This window comes from Halopseudomonas sabulinigri (genome assembly GCF_900105255.1).
GTDB classification, from domain to species: Bacteria; Pseudomonadota; Gammaproteobacteria; order Pseudomonadales; family Pseudomonadaceae; genus Halopseudomonas; species Halopseudomonas sabulinigri.
In genome coordinates this window covers 379,186-394,315 of sequence record NZ_LT629763.1, presented here as the reverse complement: position 1 = coordinate 394,315, position 15,130 = coordinate 379,186, and the positions used below count along the sequence as shown (strand labels likewise).

Below are 15,130 nucleotides of genomic sequence, written 5' to 3'. Positions count from 1 at the left end.
GCTCCCAACAATAAGAAACAGCTCAGGGCTGCGTTTCAAGCCAGTCGCTGATCAGCGGCCAGGCGTTTTCCAGAATCCCCGGCTGGCCCTCGGCATTCGGATGTATGCCGTCAGCTTGCATCAGCTGCGGCACGCCTGCCACCCCTTCAAGCACAAAGGGCACCACGGCGACGTCGGGCTGATCACCGAGCTCGCGGAACACCTGTTCAAAGGCTTGGGTATAGCGCACCCCGTAATTTGGCGGTATCCGCATGCCCAACAGCAGCACCTCGGCACCGGAGGCTTGCGCCGCTGCTACCATGGCAGAAAGATTCTGTTGCATTTTATCCGGAGCCAGCCCGCGCAGGCCATCATTACCACCCAATTCGATGATCACCAGCTCGGGCTGGTGCTCCTGCAGCAGGCGTGGCAGGCGGGCCAGCCCACCGGCAGTGGTATCGCCGCTGACCGAGGCATTGACCACCGGCAGCGCAACGGCCTGTTCGCGCAAACGCGCCTGTAACAGACTCACCCAGCCGCGCTCGAGTTCCAGACCGAAAGCGGCGCTGATACTATCACCCACGATCAAAATGCCTTGTGCAGAAGCACTCACCGAGACGGGCAGTGTCAGCAGCGCCAACAGGATTGCCGCGAGGCAGTTTTTCCAGGGTTTCATCAGGCCGGATACCATGTCAGACAATGTGATAATCGCTCGCCACCTTAGCAAAGTCGTCTCCAGCTCGGAAGCCGAACTCACCATTCTCGATAACGTCAGCCTGCAGATCACGCGCGGCAGCAGCGTGGCGATTCTCGGCGCCTCGGGCTCCGGTAAGTCGACGCTCTTGAGCCTGCTCGCCGGTCTGGATTTGCCCAGCGGTGGCGGAGTCGAACTGGCCGGCAAGGTACTCAATGACCTGGATGAAGACCAGCGTGCGGCACTGCGCGGCGCGCAGGTCGGCTTCGTGTTCCAATCGTTCCAGTTGCTCGACAGCCTCACCGCACTGGAAAACGTCATGTTACCGCTGGAGCTGGCCGGTCGCCGAGATGCTCGCCAACGCGCCGCGGAATTGCTGGACCGCGTCGGTCTGGCTGCGCGCACCAGCCACTACCCGCAGCAGTTGTCCGGCGGCGAGCAGCAACGCGTCGCCATCGCCCGCGCCTTTGCCAGTGAGCCGGCCATCCTGTTTGCCGATGAACCCACCGGCAACCTGGATGCCGCCACCGGTGAACGCATCACCGATCTGCTGTTTGAACTCAACCGCGAGCAGCAGACCACGCTGGTATTGGTAACCCATGACGCGCGATTGGCCGAACGCTGCAGCAGCGCGTTGCACATGCAGGCGGGCAAACTGCTGGAGCCTGCTTTGTGAGTGGCTTCAACTCCCCTGCCCTGGCGCTGCGTCTGCTTGGGCGGGAGTGGCGCTCCGGCGAACTGCGGGTGCTTATCCTGGCGTTGCTGATCGCCGTCACCATCAGCACCGCCATCAGCTTCTTCACCAACCGTATTGAGCGCAGTATGACCAGCCGCGCGGCCGAATTTCTGGGTGCCGACATGGTCATCTCGTCGCGCAGCCCGCTACCGGATCTTTACGCTCAACAGGCCAGCGCCCAGGGACTGCGCACCAGCGCGCAGGTGGGTTTCTCCAGCGTCATGGCCAGTGACAGCGAAATGCAGTTGAGCAGCGTCAAGGCCGTCGAATCCGGCTACCCGCAGCGCGGCGAGCTGCGCATCACCGACCAGCCCTTTGGCGAGGAGCGCACAACCGGCGAGATACCCGCAGCGGGAGAGGTCTGGATCGAACCCCGGCTGCTGAACCAGTTGGCGTTGCAGGTCGGTGACTCACTGGAGGTGGGCTACGCCAGCCTGCGCATCAGTGCGTTGATCACCCATGAACCGGATCGCGCAGCCGACTTTTACAGCCTCTCGCCCAGCGTACTGATGAACCTTGCCGACATTCCCGCCACGCGCATAGTGCAACCCGGCAGCCGTGTTAGCTATCGCCTGTTGATCAGCGGGGACGCGCCGGCATTGCAGGGTTACCGCGACTGGCTGGAACCTCAGCTGGAGGTCAATCAGCGGCTGACCACGGTCAATGACGACAACCGCCAGGTTGGCCGCGCCCTAGGGCGTGCCAATCAGTTCCTGGGGCTCTCCAGTATCGCCGCAGTCGTGCTGGCAGGGGTTGCCGTGGCGCTGTCTGCCGGCCGGTTTGCCGTGCGTCACTTCGATGCCAGCGCACTGCTGCGCTGCATGGGTTTGTCACGTCGGCAAGTGTTGCAGCTGTTCCTTTCTCAGTTGCTGATGCTTGGCGCCCTCGCCACGCTGGCGGGCCTGCTGCTCGGTTGGTTAGTACAGTGGGGGTTGATAGCACTCTTGCAGGACCTGCTGCCACCCGACCTGCCAGCGCCCGGCCTGCAACCTCTCTGGATCGGTGCGGCCACCGGTCTCACGGCGCTATTCGGCTTTGCGCTGCCGCCGCTGCTGCGGCTGGGACGCGTTGCACCGCTGCGGGTACTGCGCCGCGACCTGGCACCCATGCCCAGCAGCAGTTGGTTCATCTATGGCCTGGCGTTGACTGCGCTTTGCCTACTGATGTGGCAATTTACCGGCGACCTGAAACTGACCCTGTCGATGGTGTTCGGCGGCGCGGCCGCCGCACTGCTGATGGGGCTGTTGGCCTGGCTGCTGTTGCGTGCGAGTGCCGCCCCGCTGGCGCGTGCCAGCCTGGCCTGGCGACTGGGCAGCGGTGAGCTGCTGAAGCAACCCGCTGCGGCGGCGACGCAGATTCTCGCCTTTGGGCTGATCTTCATGAGCATGCTGGTGGTGATCATTCTGCGCACCGAGCTGCTCAGCAATTGGCAAGACCAGCTCCCCGCCGATGCGCCCAACCACTTTGCGCTCAACATCCTGCCCGAGCAGGCTGACGACTTTGCCGCGCAGCTGAACACCATCGGCGCACGCAGCGCCCCACTTTACCCGGTCACGCCCGGCCGACTGGTTACCATCAACGATCAACCTGTGCGCGAGCAGGTTACCAAGGACAGCCAGGGTGAGCGCGCTATCAATCGCGACCTGAGCCTGACCTGGGCCGCCGAGCCTGCGGCCGGCAACCAGCTACGTGAAGGCAGCTGGTGGCCTTCTGCGCCAAGTGAGCAGCCGCTGGTGTCGATCGAGTCCGAGCTGGCCGACAGCCTTGGCATCAAGCTGGATGACCAGTTGGGCTTTGTTATCGCCGGGCAAACCCTGAGCGCCCGTGTGAGCAGCATCCGCGAAGTGGACTGGGACAACTTCACGCCCAACTTCTACATGATCTTCTCGCCCGGCAGCCTCAACGATCTGCCCGCCACGCTGCTGACCAGTTTTTACCTGCCCAGCAGCGAACGCGCTGCGCTGCGCGACCTGACGCGCGCTTTTCCTGCTATGACGCTGCTGGAAGTAGAACCCATACTTGAGCAGATTCGCAGCATCCTCGCGCAGGTAACCCTGGCGGTGGAGTACGTACTGGTGTTCGTTTTGCTGGCAGGGCTGACAGTCTTGTTCGCTGCCTTGCAAGCCACGCTGGATCAGCGCCTGTATCAAGGCGCACTGCTGCGCACCCTGGGCGCGCAGAAAGCGCTGCTGCGACGCGCCAATCGGCTGGAGTTCACGCTGCTCGGCGCACTCGCGGGGCTAATGGCGGTGGTCGCCAGCGAACTGGCCACCTGGGCACTGTATCGCTTTGCGCTGGATCTGGAGTGGCAGCCGCACCTGCTGTTTTGGCTGTTGGCGCCGTTGGCCGGTGCCCTGCTGATCGGCGTGGCCGGTGCCCTGGGCACCCGCGCCGTGGTGCATCAGAGCCCCATGCGCCTGATCAACCGGAGCCATTGAGATGAGCCGTTACCGCCCACCACGCAGTGCCGGCACGCCATTGATCACCGCCGCCGGTGCACAGCGCCTGCGCGAAGAGCTGGACCAGCTTTGGTTGCACAAGCGCCCGGCGGTCACCCAGGCAGTCAGCGAAGCGGCCGCACTCGGCGACCGCTCAGAGAACGCCGAGTACATCTACGGCAAGAAAATGCTGCGTGAAATAGACAGTCGGGTGCGCTTTCTGCGCAAGCGTCTTGAAGCGTTGAAAGTGGTAGACCAGCCACCCAGCGATCCCAGCAAGGTGTATTTCAGCGCCCGTGTCACACTGGAGGATGAAGACGGCAAACCCTTGCTGCTGCGCATCGTCGGCCCCGATGAAATTGATCCGAAGCAGCAGCACATCAGCATTGACAGCCCCATGGCAAGAGCGCTGCTGGGCAAGACGCTGGACGATGAGATATGTGTACAGGCGCCCGGTGGCGAGCGCCTGTACTGGATTACCGCGATAGATTACTGAGGGTCTGGCAGCGCCGGCTTGGCAGCCTCGTCACCCTGACCATTCTCACGGCGTGCCACCAGCGCGGCGGTATCACCGGGCTTTTCGTCCTGGCTGGTCGCCAGATAAATCAGCGTCCAGCCTGCTTCCGGCGCCAAATCCAGCCCAGGGCTGAGCACCCGCAAGCGGCGTTCCGGCGTGAGCGCCATCAGGGCGATGCGCGTTTTGCCAGCATCCTTTTGCCACTGCTCGTAACTGAAACCTTCACTGAGCGTGGTGGCCTTGAACCGCGCGCCCTGGCTGATCAGGCTGGAAAGCTTGCTGAACGTCAGCCCCTCCCGCCCAAAGGGCATGCCCTCATGCTTGGAGGAAATCTGCATACGCTCGTTGGCGCCCGCGCGCTCGTTGCGCACGGTGAAGATGCGGTGGGCCGGAAAGTCACGGCGAAAATGTTGATTCAGCAGCGCGTTCCACTCGCGCTCCGGGGTCAGCGTCAGCAGGGTGCCCAGACCGGTCAGATCGAGGTTACTGTCCACCGTGGCCGACAGCGGATTGCCGCGCAGCGTGCGCAGGCCTTTCATCCGCGCCTGACGGATCGAATCCCAGTGCGTATCCACTACCAGCAGCGGCACCTCAAGACGTTGCAACACCTCCCCCAGCGCGCGGGATACCTGATTGGCGCCGACCAACAGGATACCGCGACGCTCCGGCTCGGTGACCTTCAGCAGGCTGGCGACCGAACGTGCAGTCGCGCTCTGAAACACCACGGTGCCAATGATCACCGCAAAGGTCAGGGCACTGACCAGGGCCGCGTCCTCATAACCCGCTTGCTCCAGCCGCAGGGCGAACAGCGCAGAGACCGCCGCCGCGACAATGCCGCGCGGCCCTACCCAGGCGACCATGGCCCGTTCCGGCCAGGTCAGCTCACTACCAATACTGCTGATCCACACCGCTAGCGGACGCGCCACAAACTGGATAACCGCCAGCAGTGCCAGCGCCGGCAAGCCCAACGCCAGCAGCGCATTCAGGTCGAGCCGCGCGGCCAGCAAAATGAACAGACCCGAGATCAGCAAGACCGACAGATGCTCCTTGAACACCAGAATCTCTTCAATATCGATACCCTTGGCGTTGGCCAGCCAGATACCCATGATGGTAACGGTGAGCAGGCCCGATTCATGGGCAATCTCGTTGGACACCGCAAACATCACCAGTACCAGGGTAAGGGACGCCAGGACTTCAAGGTACTCGGGGATCCAGTGGCGGCGCATGGCCGTCGCCATGAGGAAGCCACCGACGATACCGGCGATGGTGCCTACTCCGATGACTTCGACAAAAATCAGCAAGCTGGCCATGAAACCGTTGTGTCCGGCTGCCTGCGAGACGATCCATTCGTACACCAAGACCGCCAACAAGGCGCCGATGGGATCGATCAGAATGCCTTCCCAGCGCAATATCTTGGATATCCGCGGCGTGGCGCGCAGGGTGCGCAGCATCGGCACCACAACGGTCGGCCCGGTAACCACAACCAATGCTCCAAACAGCGCCGAGAGCGCGACATCCAGGCCGATCAGCCAATAACAGGCCAGACTGATGACGCCCCAGGTGACCAAAGCACCCACAGTGACCAAGCGCCGTACTACCGGGCCGGTTTCCTTCAATTGCTCGAATTTGAGGGTCAGACTGCCCTCAAACAGGATAAGTGCAACGCATAACGACACTATCGGAAACAGCAGATCGCCGAGAAACTCGTCCGGATTGATCATCCCCAGCACCGGACCACAAATAATACCGCTGATCAGCAGAAACAGAATCGCGGGCAAGCGTAGGCGCCAGGCCATCAGCTGACAGATCAGGCTGATCAGGGCGATGCCCGATAATGTGAGGGCCGGCGGTAACAGGTTTGCTAGGTCGATCACGACATCTCCAAAGTTCAGGCGGTCAATACAGGCAGTTTATTGTAGGCAGCGCCGTCCTGCTGGCGGTTGCGGCGCGGCGCTGCATGTTAGCAGGCATGAAGCCTGTGGCCTGCACTAATTGATCACGGGCAGGTGCGCGCGCTCATGCGGCAGATTGAGATCCTGGCCTGTGCCCAAGGGAACGATTCGGGTCGGGTTGATGGTGTCGTGGCTGTAGTAGTAATGCTGTTTGATGTGCTCGAAATTGACCGTCTCGGCGATGCCCGGCCATTGGTACAGCTCACGCAGGTACCCAGACAGGGCCGGATAATCCTGAATGCGCCGCACGTTGCATTTGAAGTGGCCGTGGTACACAGGGTCAAAGCGCACCAGGGTGGTAAACAAGCGCCAATCGGCCTCGGTGATACGCTCCCCGGCCAGATAGCGCTGGGTAGTCAGCCGCTCCTCGACCCAGTCCAGCGCGGCAAACAGGGTCTCGCAGGCCTGCTCATACACTGACTGGCGCGTGGCGAAACCGGTCTTGTACACGCCGTTGTTGATGTCGTGATAGACCCGTTCGTTGATCCGGTCTATCTCCTCGCGCAACGGCGCCGGATAGTAGTCGTCGTGGTTGCCGGTCAGACCATTGAAGGCGCTGTTGAACAGCCGCAGAATCTCGGCAGACTCGTTATTGACGATGCTTTCGGTCACCTTGTCCCAGAGCACCGGAACAGTCACCCGGCCGGTGTAATCCGCTTTCGCCCTGGTGTACAGCTGATGATGGTACTGCAGGCCGTAGAGCGGCTCGGCAGGCTCGTAATGCCAGCCTTGCTCCAGCATATGCGGGTGAGTCACAGTCACGCCGATGTGCGGCTCCAAACCCTTGAGCTTGCGCATGATCAGGGTACGATGCGCCCACGGGCACGCCAGCGACACGTACAGGTGATAGCGCCCCGACTCGGCAGGGTAGCGCGAGCCCTCGCCCACACCTTCGCGAAAACCGGCATCTTCACGCTTGAACGCGCCACCATTTGACTCGGTGTCATACCATTCGTCGTGCCACTGGCCTTCAACCAAACGCCCCATCTGTCTGTCCTTTCTCGTAAATTTGGGCTTTAGCCTGCCACTTCGGCACGGGAATGAACAGAGCGGCAAAAAAGGCTGCGGCAATTTCGTCGCGAACCGCGTATAATGCCCGATCTACATATCCCCAAGGTTTACTTCCCGTATGTCCGATACCGCTCCGGCGGCCAAGCAGTTTGCCGATCTTGGCTTACCTGCTCCGCTTCTCGAGGCTCTAAACAGCCTCGGATATGAAACACCCTCCCCCATCCAGGCCGAGGCCATCCCCACCCTGCTCAGCGGTGATGACCTGCTTGGTCTGGCGCAAACCGGCACGGGCAAGACCGCCGCCTTTGCACTGCCCGTGCTGGCCGGCATCGACGTCAGCCTGCGCGCCACGCAGGCACTGATCCTCACGCCAACCCGTGAATTGGCATTGCAAGTTGCCGAAGCTTTTCAGCGCTATGCGCAGAACATGCGTGGTTTTTCCGTACTTGCCCTCTACGGCGGCTCAGCTTTCGCGCCGCAGTTCAAGGCGCTGGAGCGCGGCGCACATGTTGTTGTTGCGACTCCCGGCCGTCTCACCGACCACCTGCGCCGTCGCAGCCTGAAGCTGCAGGACCTGCGCTTCCTGGTGCTCGACGAAGCGGACGAAATGCTCAAGATGGGCTTTGCCGACGATCTCGAAGCCGTCTTTGAAGAAGTCCCGGAGCAAACCCAGAAGGCGCTGTTCTCGGCCACCATGCCGCCTGGCGTGCGTACCGTTGCACGCAAGCACATGAAAGAGCCCAAGGAGATCCGCCTGCACAGCGGCTCCAGCAGCAGCCTGGACACCATCACCCAGAAAGTCTGGGAAGTGTCCAACCACCACAAACTGGACGCCATGACACGCTTGCTCGAAGTTGAGCCGGTCGAAGCCATGATCGTCTTTGTGCGCACCAAAACCGCCAGTCTTGAATTGGCTGAGCGGCTGGAAGCACGTGGCTTTGCGGCCGCTGCACTGAATGGCGATCTCAGCCAGCAACTGCGTGAGCAAGTGGTCGACCGCATCAAGCGCGGCCTGATCGACATTATCGTGGCTACCGACGTTGCCGCCCGTGGCCTGGACGTGGAACGCATTACCCACGTACTCAACTACGATCTGCCGCACGACAGCGAAAGCTACGTACACCGTATCGGTCGTACTGGCCGCGCCGGCCGCCAGGGCACGGCAATCCTGTTTGCCACCCCGCGTGAGCGTCGCCTGCTGCACGTACTCGAGAAAGCCACAGGCCAGAAGATCGAACCCCAGGCGCTGCCGTCAGCCGATGCCGTCCGTAGCGGTCGTCTGAGCAAGCTGGCCACGCGCCTGAATGCCGCCCGCGAAAACGCCACCTCGCTGCACCAGCAGCTGGTGACCGATCTGCAGGAGCTTACCAGCCTGGACGCTACCGAGCTGGCAGCCGCGTTGCTGGCCATTCTGCCAAGCGCCAAGACCCTGCTGGAGCCGGTTTCCGAGCTGCCCAGCGCGCCTGCACGCCAGGAAAACCAGTTCGACCGCGACAGCGGCCTGACCCGCTACAAGGTCCAGGGCGGCCGCAAGAGCGGGCTGATGCCCAAACCGCTGGTGGACGTACTGGTCAAGGTTGGCAAGCTGCAGCGCCAGCAGATCGGCCACATCAAGATGTTCCCCGAGCACACCGGCGTTTACCTGCCGCAACTCGACCAGGACATCCTCAACCGGCTGGCCAGTGCCGAGATCAACGGCGTTCCGCTGCAGATCCGCGCCTGGCCGCTGCCGCCCGGTGAAACCGAATCACGCCCGGCGCGCAAGCCCAAGCGTGACTTCGCCAGCAAGCCGCGCGCCGCCAGACCGCCACGCAAGGACTGACCCTTCGCACCATGGAATGGGTCGATATCGGCGTCAACCTGACTGACAAGGCTTTTGCCAAAGACCGCTCTGAAGTACTGGAGCGGGCTTGGCAGGCCGATGTCAGCCAGTTGCTGCTGACCACCACCTCGCTTGATCACGCCGATCAGGTACTCGAATTCTGCGCAGATGAGCCCAACCGGCTGTTTGCGACTGCCGGGGTTCACCCCCACGAAGCACGCCACTGGAACAGCGACGGCCACCGCCAGCTCACGCAGCTGAGCCAACACAATGCGGTAAAGGCCATCGGTGAATGTGGGCTGGATTTTAATCGGGATTTTTCGCCGCGCCCGGCGCAGGTCAAGGCGCTGGAAGACCAGCTCAGCATTGCCGTGGAGACCGGCTTGCCGGTGTTTCTGCACGAACGCGATGCCAGCGAAACGCTGCTGCCATTGCTGCGCGATTACCGGGACCAGCTCAGCGGCGCCGTGGTGCACTGCTTTACCGCAGATCAGAAAGCTCTTTACGCCTACCTTGATCTGGATCTGCACATCGGCATTACCGGCTGGATCTGCGACGAGCGCCGCGGCACCCACCTGCACCCCCTGATGCGCGATATTCCCACCGGCCGCCTGATGCTGGAAACCGACGCGCCCTGGCTGCTGCCACGCAGCATGGAAAACAAGCCGAAGAGCCGCCGCAACGAGCCCGCCTTCCTGATCGAAGTAGCGCATTGTGTGGCCCAGTGTCGTAACGAAACCCTGGCGCAACTCGCTGCCCACACCACGGCCACCGCGCGCACGCTGTTTGCCCTGCCAAGCCCGGCTTAATAGTCTATATTGGCCTCATCCCGACAGGTCGCAATACAGGAATGTCATGCCGGACGATCCAGGAAGGAAGTTCGCCGCCAGGCCCTATCGCCTGACAGCCCTCATCACGCTGATCACCTTGCTGTTCACCGGCACGCTGCTGACCCTGTTTCAATACCAGCAGTTGTCTCGGATCATGCTGTCCACCGGCGATGAGCTGTTTGAACGCCTGAGCCTGAATGTTGAGACCCAACTGGAAAATATCTATCAGCCACCCGGCCAGGCGCTGAACCTGCTGAGCCTTGGCTCCCTGCCAGATACCCGTACCCTGGCCCAGCGCCTCCCGCATCTGAAATCCTTCGCGCAGGTGCTGAGCGACAACCCGCAACTCAATTCCGTGTATCTGGGCTGGACCGACGGCGACTACCTCATGCTGCGCTCGCTCGACGTGGCCGAAAACCAGAACCGCTTTGATGCGCCGGAGGAAGCACGCTGGATGGCCTGGCATGTGCAAAATGAAAACGGCGAGCGCAACGTCACCTATCTCTTTCTGAACCAGCAACTGGGCATCATTGAGGCTCGCTTGATGGTGGATGACGGTTTTGATCCACGGCAGCGTCCCTGGTATGAGGAAGCAACGGCAGTTGATCAGCAGATAGTCACCCTGCCCTACGTGTTTTTTTCGACCCACGAGTTCGGAACCACACTGGCGAAGCGCGCACGTAACGGTGCGGTGCTGGGCGCCGATCTGACCCTTGGCCGGCTGTCACAGGCGCTGGAGGAACAGAAGATCACGCCCTCCTCGCAGCTGTTGATCTATACCGCCGATGGCACGGTGATCGCCTACCATGACGTGCAGCGCCTGCTGCACACGGCGCAGGGCAGCAGTCTGCATCTCAAGCGTTTCAACCAGCTGGGCAGCACCCTGCTGGCCACCCTGGCGCTGGACGGCTATCGCCAGGAGCGCCGCATTACCCGCGAACTGGAAGGCCGCCGCTGGATCATCCAGCAACGCCGTATTGGGCTGCGCGGCACGCCGGACACCTACCTGGCAGTGCTGGTGCCCGAAGACGAGCTACTTGCCGAGGCGTATCGCATTCGCAGCGAGAGTGTCTGGATTTCTCTGACGATCTGTCTGGTATTGCTGCCACTTTTGTGGTTTTCTGGGCGCATTCGCCGCAACCAAGATTAGCATGCGAACCGGGCGTTTGCGCCTGCAGGCGAAGCATCCAGTGCTTTTTTGCAGCACCGCCCAGGCAAAAACAGCAAACATAACAATTTACTTTAAGTACTTGGCGTAAGCAGTTATTTGAGTGATGATGCGCTCTACAAGGGAATGAATGAAAACGCCATAGCTTTCAGCCACCTCGATCCCTACGGAGCTGGTCTTCATGCCTACCCGATTCAAACGTGCCCTGCTCTGCGTTCTGCCCACCCTGGGCCTGCTGGTCAACGCCCCTGCCTTTGCTGCCGACAGCGGCACCTTGCCTGCCAAGGTCAGTTCCGCGCTTGCCGCGGCAAAGATCCCGGCCAACGCGCTGTCACTGGCGGTGATCCCGCTGGAAGGTCAGGGCATGGCGCAGTTCGTCAATGCCGATATCCCGGTCAATCCGGCTTCAACCATGAAGCTGATCACCACCTATGCCGCACTGGAAGTACTGGGGCCGACCTATCAGTGGCGCAGCGACCTGTTTATCGATGGCCCGGTGGTCAACGGCACCCTGCAGGGTGATCTGATCTTCCGTAGTGGCGGCGATCCCAAGCTGACCATTGAGCGCATGTGGCTGATGATGCGTGACCTGAAAGCTGCTGGCGTGCGCGACATCACCGGCGATCTGGTACTGCAGCCGGCAGACATGCGTTTTCCCAGCGATGTGCCGCCCTTCGTCGACGACGGTGGCGACCCGAACAAACCATTTCTGGTAGAGCCCGACCCCCTGCTCACCAACCTGAAACTCTTCGTGCTGAGCAGCTATGGCGAGCAGAACGGGGTGCGCATCAACCTGGAACCCAATCTGCCGGAAGTGACCGTCAACAACCAGCTCACCCTGTTGCCGCCGGTCCGTTCCTGCCCACGCCCGAATGTTGCCTACAGCATTCAGGACAGCGGTTATCAAGCCACCATCACGCTAACCGGTAGCCTGCACGAGAACTGTATTGCCCAACGCTACCTGTCTGCACTGACCGCGACTACCTACACCGGCAGCACCCTGCGCAGCCTGTGGCGGGACATGGGCGGCACTATCGCTGGCGGCACCCGCATCGGCCGCGCGCCCGCCAGCTCGCGCCTGGTATCGCAAAGCGCCTCGCCCGATCTGGTCGAGGTAGTGCGTGACATCAACAAATACAGCAACAACACCATGGCTCGGCAGCTGTTCCTGACCATCGGCCGCGACCAGCGCACGCCGGCGGATCGCGACGATCACAAGGCAGCGGTGCGCGTGATCAACCAGTGGCTGGCGGAAAAGGGTATTTATCCGACCGGCTTGGTACTGGAAAACGGTGCTGGCCTCTCACGCATGGAGCGGCTCACTGCCAGAGACATGGCCAAGCTGCTGCAGGCTGCCTGGGCCAGCCCCTACCGCGCCGAGTTCGTTGCTTCCATGCCGCTGGCGGCAATGGATGGCACCATGCGCCGTCGATTGCGCAATACGCCGGTCGCCGGCCAGGCACACGTGAAAACCGGCTCGCTGCGCAACGTCAAGGCCATTGCCGGCATCACTCGCGACAACAACGGCCAGAGTTGGGCGGTCACCGCCATCGTCAACCACACCTACGCCGGCGTCAGCCGTCAGGCACTGGATCTGGTATTGCAGGACGTGTATCGCCGTGGGCCGACAGACATCGCCAGTCACGCGCCCTGAGGGCTGCGGCCAACCAGTGAAGAAAATGAAAAAGGCGCCTCAAGACGGCGCCTTTTTTATTGCCTCGTCCAGCCTGGCGCCGTCACCCGACAGCGTGAAATCACCCTGCTCCAGCATCGTCTGAAAGCCTTCAGGGCGCGGCGGGCTCGATGGCCGCCCTGTCTGCCAGCTCCTCGACGCTGCTGCCGGCAACGGAGAAACCCGCTGCACTCCTCAGCAAGATCACAGCGCGGCGCACGGCGCCACTGCCGGTAGAGCGCCAGGTGTGCGAGTAGCGCTTGTCTTCCGCGCGGCGACGGATGTATCCCCTGGCTTCCAGGGTCTGCAGGATACGAAAGACGATTGGCGTCGACTCATCCATCGCCTTGGCCAGCTCCGACAGGGAGATGGGTACTGGCGACGCTTCTATGAGTTCGAGCACATCAAGGGCGCGCGACAGCGTCCTCAATTGCGGCGTTGGCTCCGACACGCAGCGTCTCCTTTGGGGACGAAAAAGCGCATTACACTGACATCCCGCCTGGATGTCGAGCGACCAGATGCATTACTTGCCTGCTTTGCCATCAGCACTGCCAGATAAGGCTCGCCGGCCTGGCACAGTCAGGCAAACAGAGCGCAGAAGCGTGAAAAGCTACAAACTCGACTTGTAATAGGAATCATTCTCTTTTAATGTTTCACCCCTTGTCGCCGCCACTGCGGCTTCTCTGCTATTTGCCGTTCAGACCGAGCATGCCCGCCACCGAAACCACCTCCAGCATCAGCATTGCCACGCTATACAGCGAGCACCACGGCTGGCTCTTCGCCTGGCTGCGGCGCAAGCTTGGCTGTGCCGAGCAGGCGGCTGATGTGGCGCAAGACACCTTCGTGCGGGTGCTGGTGCGCAATCAGGCGGTCAGCAATCAGGCGCCCAAGGCGTTTCTGTCCACCATCGCCCGTGGTCTGGTGATTGATCACTGGCGCCGCAGCGCGCTGGAAAATGCCTACCTGCAGGCCCTCGCGCAACTGCCAGAGCAATATTACCCCTCCGCCGAGGAGCAGCATCAGACCCTGCGAACATTGGAGCAGATCGCCGCCCTGCTGGAGGGGCTCAAGGCCCGGGTGCGTACCGCATTTTTGCTTTATCAGCTCGGAGGCCTGACCCATGCGCAGATCGCGACGCAGTTAGGCGTCTCCTCGCGTACCGTAGAGCGCCATGTGGCGGACGCCCTGTTCCACTGCTATCAACTGCGTTACCGCGAGGGTTAGCCCATGGATGCCGCGCGCCAGCCAGGCGCCCCGCTGCCCGAGCGTATCGTCCGCGCTGCGATCCAATGGCGCCTGAAGCTGGATGTCGCCGCCGACCAGGCCAGGGTGCAGGCGCTCATTCAGCACTGGTGCCAACAGCATCCCGAGCATGCGCTTGCCTGGCAGCGTCTCGGCGGCTTGCAGCGTGAGCTCGACGCCTACACCGCTACCCTGCCCTCGCCCGAGCTGGGCATTCCGATCCTCAAGCGCGCCGGCACCGACCTGCAGCGTCGCCGCGCGCTGAAGCTGCTGACACTCACGGTCGCCGTCGGCGGGCCCGCTGGCTGGTTGGTCACCAGCATCCCTAGCGTCACCGCCGACTACCGCGTGGCCACAGGCGAGCGCCGACAGATCACCCTGGCCGATGGCAGCGAGCTGCTGCTCAACAGCGGCTCGGCGCTGGATGTGCTGTTCAGCGCGACCGAGCGCCTGCTGGTGCTGCGCGCCGGCGAGCTGCAGGTCAGCAGCGCCGCAGACCCGAACAGCCTGCGTGCCAGCCCCTTGCGCGTAGCCTGCCGCCACGGCTGGTGTGACAGCGCAGATGCGCAGTTCGTACTGCGCGATCAAGGCAGCCACAGCGACTTGCTGGTGCAACAGGGCAGCGTTGCGGTGAGCACCCTTGGCGGCCAGCAACCGCTAGCTGTCAAGGCCGGTGAGCGCTATGCGCTTTACCCGGAGCATATCGAACCGATTGGCCACCAGACGATTGACCCCAGTGCCTGGACGCGCGGCATGTTGGTGGTCGACGACATCCGCCTTGACGCCTTCCTGCAGGAGCTTGGCCGCTACCGCAGCGGGCTGATCGGCTGTGATCCGGCTGTCGCCGACCTGCGCCTGTCCGGGGTCTTTCAACTCGATCAGCAAGCAGCCTTGCTGGAGCACCTGGCGCGCACGTTACCCGTCGACATCGTGAGCCGCTCCCGTTTCTGGGTGCGCTTGGTGGCCAAAGCCTGAACCGGCTACGCCACGGGTACTGGAAAATTAATTGAATTTTTCTGTCGGGATTGGGCGCGGCGTTCGGTTACTGAGATACAACCTCAACTGCGAA

At 62.2% G+C, this 15,130-nt stretch carries 13 protein-coding genes; 9 read left to right on the top strand and 4 right to left on the bottom strand.

What is annotated here, in order from left to right; genetic code table 11:
- Nucleotides 1-22: 22 nt before the first annotated feature.
- Nucleotides 23-655 carry an arylesterase gene (locus BLU26_RS01680; protein WP_092288317.1) on the bottom strand — a complete coding sequence of 211 codons (633 nt, stop codon included), beginning with the start codon at nt 653-655 and terminating at the stop codon, nt 23-25.
- 13 nt (nt 656-668) lie between these two features.
- Between BLU26_RS01680 and BLU26_RS01675 the strand changes: the two genes are divergently transcribed.
- Genes BLU26_RS01675 through greB form a run of 3 tightly spaced genes read left to right on the top strand, consistent with a single transcriptional unit; the run spans nt 669 to nt 4,343 of the window.
- Nucleotides 669-1,349, top strand: a complete 681-nt coding sequence (locus BLU26_RS01675) for an ABC transporter ATP-binding protein (protein WP_092283255.1) — start codon at nt 669-671, stop codon at nt 1,347-1,349.
- Nucleotides 1,346-3,847, top strand: a complete 2,502-nt coding sequence (locus BLU26_RS01670; protein WP_092283252.1) for an ABC transporter permease — start codon at nt 1,346-1,348, stop codon at nt 3,845-3,847. Before BLU26_RS01675 ends, BLU26_RS01670 begins: the two co-directional genes overlap by 4 nt.
- A 1-nt stretch (nt 3,848) precedes the next feature.
- Entirely contained in the window at nt 3,849-4,343 is a 495-nt protein-coding gene (gene greB, locus BLU26_RS01665) for a transcription elongation factor GreB (protein WP_092283250.1), read from the top strand.
- On the opposite strand, the gene BLU26_RS01660 is transcribed toward greB, so the two are convergent.
- Both BLU26_RS01660 and BLU26_RS01655 read right to left on the bottom strand, forming a co-directional pair.
- Nucleotides 4,337-6,238 (bottom strand): cation:proton antiporter, encoded by a 1,902-nt coding sequence (locus BLU26_RS01660; protein ID WP_231701988.1) that lies wholly within the window; start codon nt 6,236-6,238, stop codon nt 4,337-4,339. The two genes, greB and BLU26_RS01660, sit on opposite strands and share 7 nt — an antisense overlap.
- 114 nt (nt 6,239-6,352) lie before the next feature.
- Nucleotides 6,353-7,303: a glutathione S-transferase family protein gene (locus tag BLU26_RS01655; RefSeq protein WP_092283248.1), complete on the bottom strand. Its 951-nt coding sequence runs from the start codon at nt 7,301-7,303 to the stop codon at nt 6,353-6,355.
- Nucleotides 7,304-7,445: 142 nt separating this feature from the next.
- Here BLU26_RS01655 and BLU26_RS01650 point away from each other — a divergent pair, with 142 nt between their 5' ends.
- The 4 genes from BLU26_RS01650 (at nt 7,446) to dacB (ending at nt 12,801) form a co-directional block, all read left to right on the top strand.
- The gene (locus BLU26_RS01650; RefSeq protein ID WP_092283246.1) at nt 7,446-9,149 is read left to right on the top strand and encodes a DEAD/DEAH box helicase; all 1,704 of its coding nucleotides are present in this window, start codon (nt 7,446-7,448) and stop codon (nt 9,147-9,149) included.
- 11 nt (nt 9,150-9,160) lie between these two features.
- Nucleotides 9,161-9,958, top strand: a complete 798-nt coding sequence (locus BLU26_RS01645) for a TatD family hydrolase (RefSeq protein WP_092283244.1) — start codon at nt 9,161-9,163, stop codon at nt 9,956-9,958.
- 46 nt (nt 9,959-10,004) lie between these two features.
- The gene (locus tag BLU26_RS01640) at nt 10,005-11,129 is read left to right on the top strand and encodes a cache domain-containing protein (protein WP_092283242.1); all 1,125 of its coding nucleotides are present in this window, start codon (nt 10,005-10,007) and stop codon (nt 11,127-11,129) included.
- 199 nt (nt 11,130-11,328) lie between these two features.
- Nucleotides 11,329-12,801, top strand: a complete 1,473-nt coding sequence (gene dacB, locus BLU26_RS01635) for a D-alanyl-D-alanine carboxypeptidase/D-alanyl-D-alanine endopeptidase (RefSeq protein ID WP_092283240.1) — start codon at nt 11,329-11,331, stop codon at nt 12,799-12,801.
- A gap of 130 nt (nt 12,802-12,931) precedes the next feature.
- Here the strand turns inward: dacB and BLU26_RS01630 are convergent, their stop codons facing one another.
- Nucleotides 12,932-13,270 (bottom strand): helix-turn-helix domain-containing protein, encoded by a 339-nt coding sequence (locus tag BLU26_RS01630; protein WP_157719271.1) that lies wholly within the window; start codon nt 13,268-13,270, stop codon nt 12,932-12,934.
- A gap of 257 nt (nt 13,271-13,527) precedes the next feature.
- Here BLU26_RS01630 and BLU26_RS01625 point away from each other — a divergent pair, with 257 nt between their 5' ends.
- A complete protein-coding gene (locus BLU26_RS01625) occupies nt 13,528-14,043 on the top strand; it encodes a sigma-70 family RNA polymerase sigma factor (RefSeq protein ID WP_092288315.1) in 516 nt (171 codons plus the stop codon).
- A 3-nt stretch (nt 14,044-14,046) separates the two neighbouring features.
- A complete protein-coding gene (locus BLU26_RS01620; RefSeq protein WP_092283236.1) occupies nt 14,047-15,036 on the top strand; it encodes a FecR domain-containing protein in 990 nt (329 codons plus the stop codon).
- The last annotated feature ends 94 nt before the right edge of the window (nt 15,037-15,130 follow it).

What these genes read in the sequence shown, in the direction of transcription:
- BLU26_RS01680 (WP_092288317.1), bottom strand. Translation starts at nt 655, where the DNA reads ATGAAACCCTGGAAAAACTGCCTCGCGGCAATCCTGTTGGCGCTGCTG.
- BLU26_RS01675 (WP_092283255.1), top strand. Translation starts at nt 669, where the DNA reads ATGTCAGACAATGTGATAATCGCTCGCCACCTTAGCAAAGTCGTCTCC.
- greB (WP_092283250.1), top strand. Translation starts at nt 3,849, where the DNA reads ATGAGCCGTTACCGCCCACCACGCAGTGCCGGCACGCCATTGATCACC.
- BLU26_RS01655 (WP_092283248.1), bottom strand. Translation starts at nt 7,303, where the DNA reads ATGGGGCGTTTGGTTGAAGGCCAGTGGCACGACGAATGGTATGACACC.
- BLU26_RS01650 (WP_092283246.1), top strand. Translation starts at nt 7,446, where the DNA reads ATGTCCGATACCGCTCCGGCGGCCAAGCAGTTTGCCGATCTTGGCTTA.
- BLU26_RS01645 (WP_092283244.1), top strand. Translation starts at nt 9,161, where the DNA reads ATGGAATGGGTCGATATCGGCGTCAACCTGACTGACAAGGCTTTTGCC.
- BLU26_RS01640 (WP_092283242.1), top strand. Translation starts at nt 10,005, where the DNA reads ATGCCGGACGATCCAGGAAGGAAGTTCGCCGCCAGGCCCTATCGCCTG.
- dacB (WP_092283240.1), top strand. Translation starts at nt 11,329, where the DNA reads ATGCCTACCCGATTCAAACGTGCCCTGCTCTGCGTTCTGCCCACCCTG.
- BLU26_RS01625 (WP_092288315.1), top strand. Translation starts at nt 13,528, where the DNA reads ATGCCCGCCACCGAAACCACCTCCAGCATCAGCATTGCCACGCTATAC.
- BLU26_RS01620 (WP_092283236.1), top strand. Translation starts at nt 14,047, where the DNA reads ATGGATGCCGCGCGCCAGCCAGGCGCCCCGCTGCCCGAGCGTATCGTC.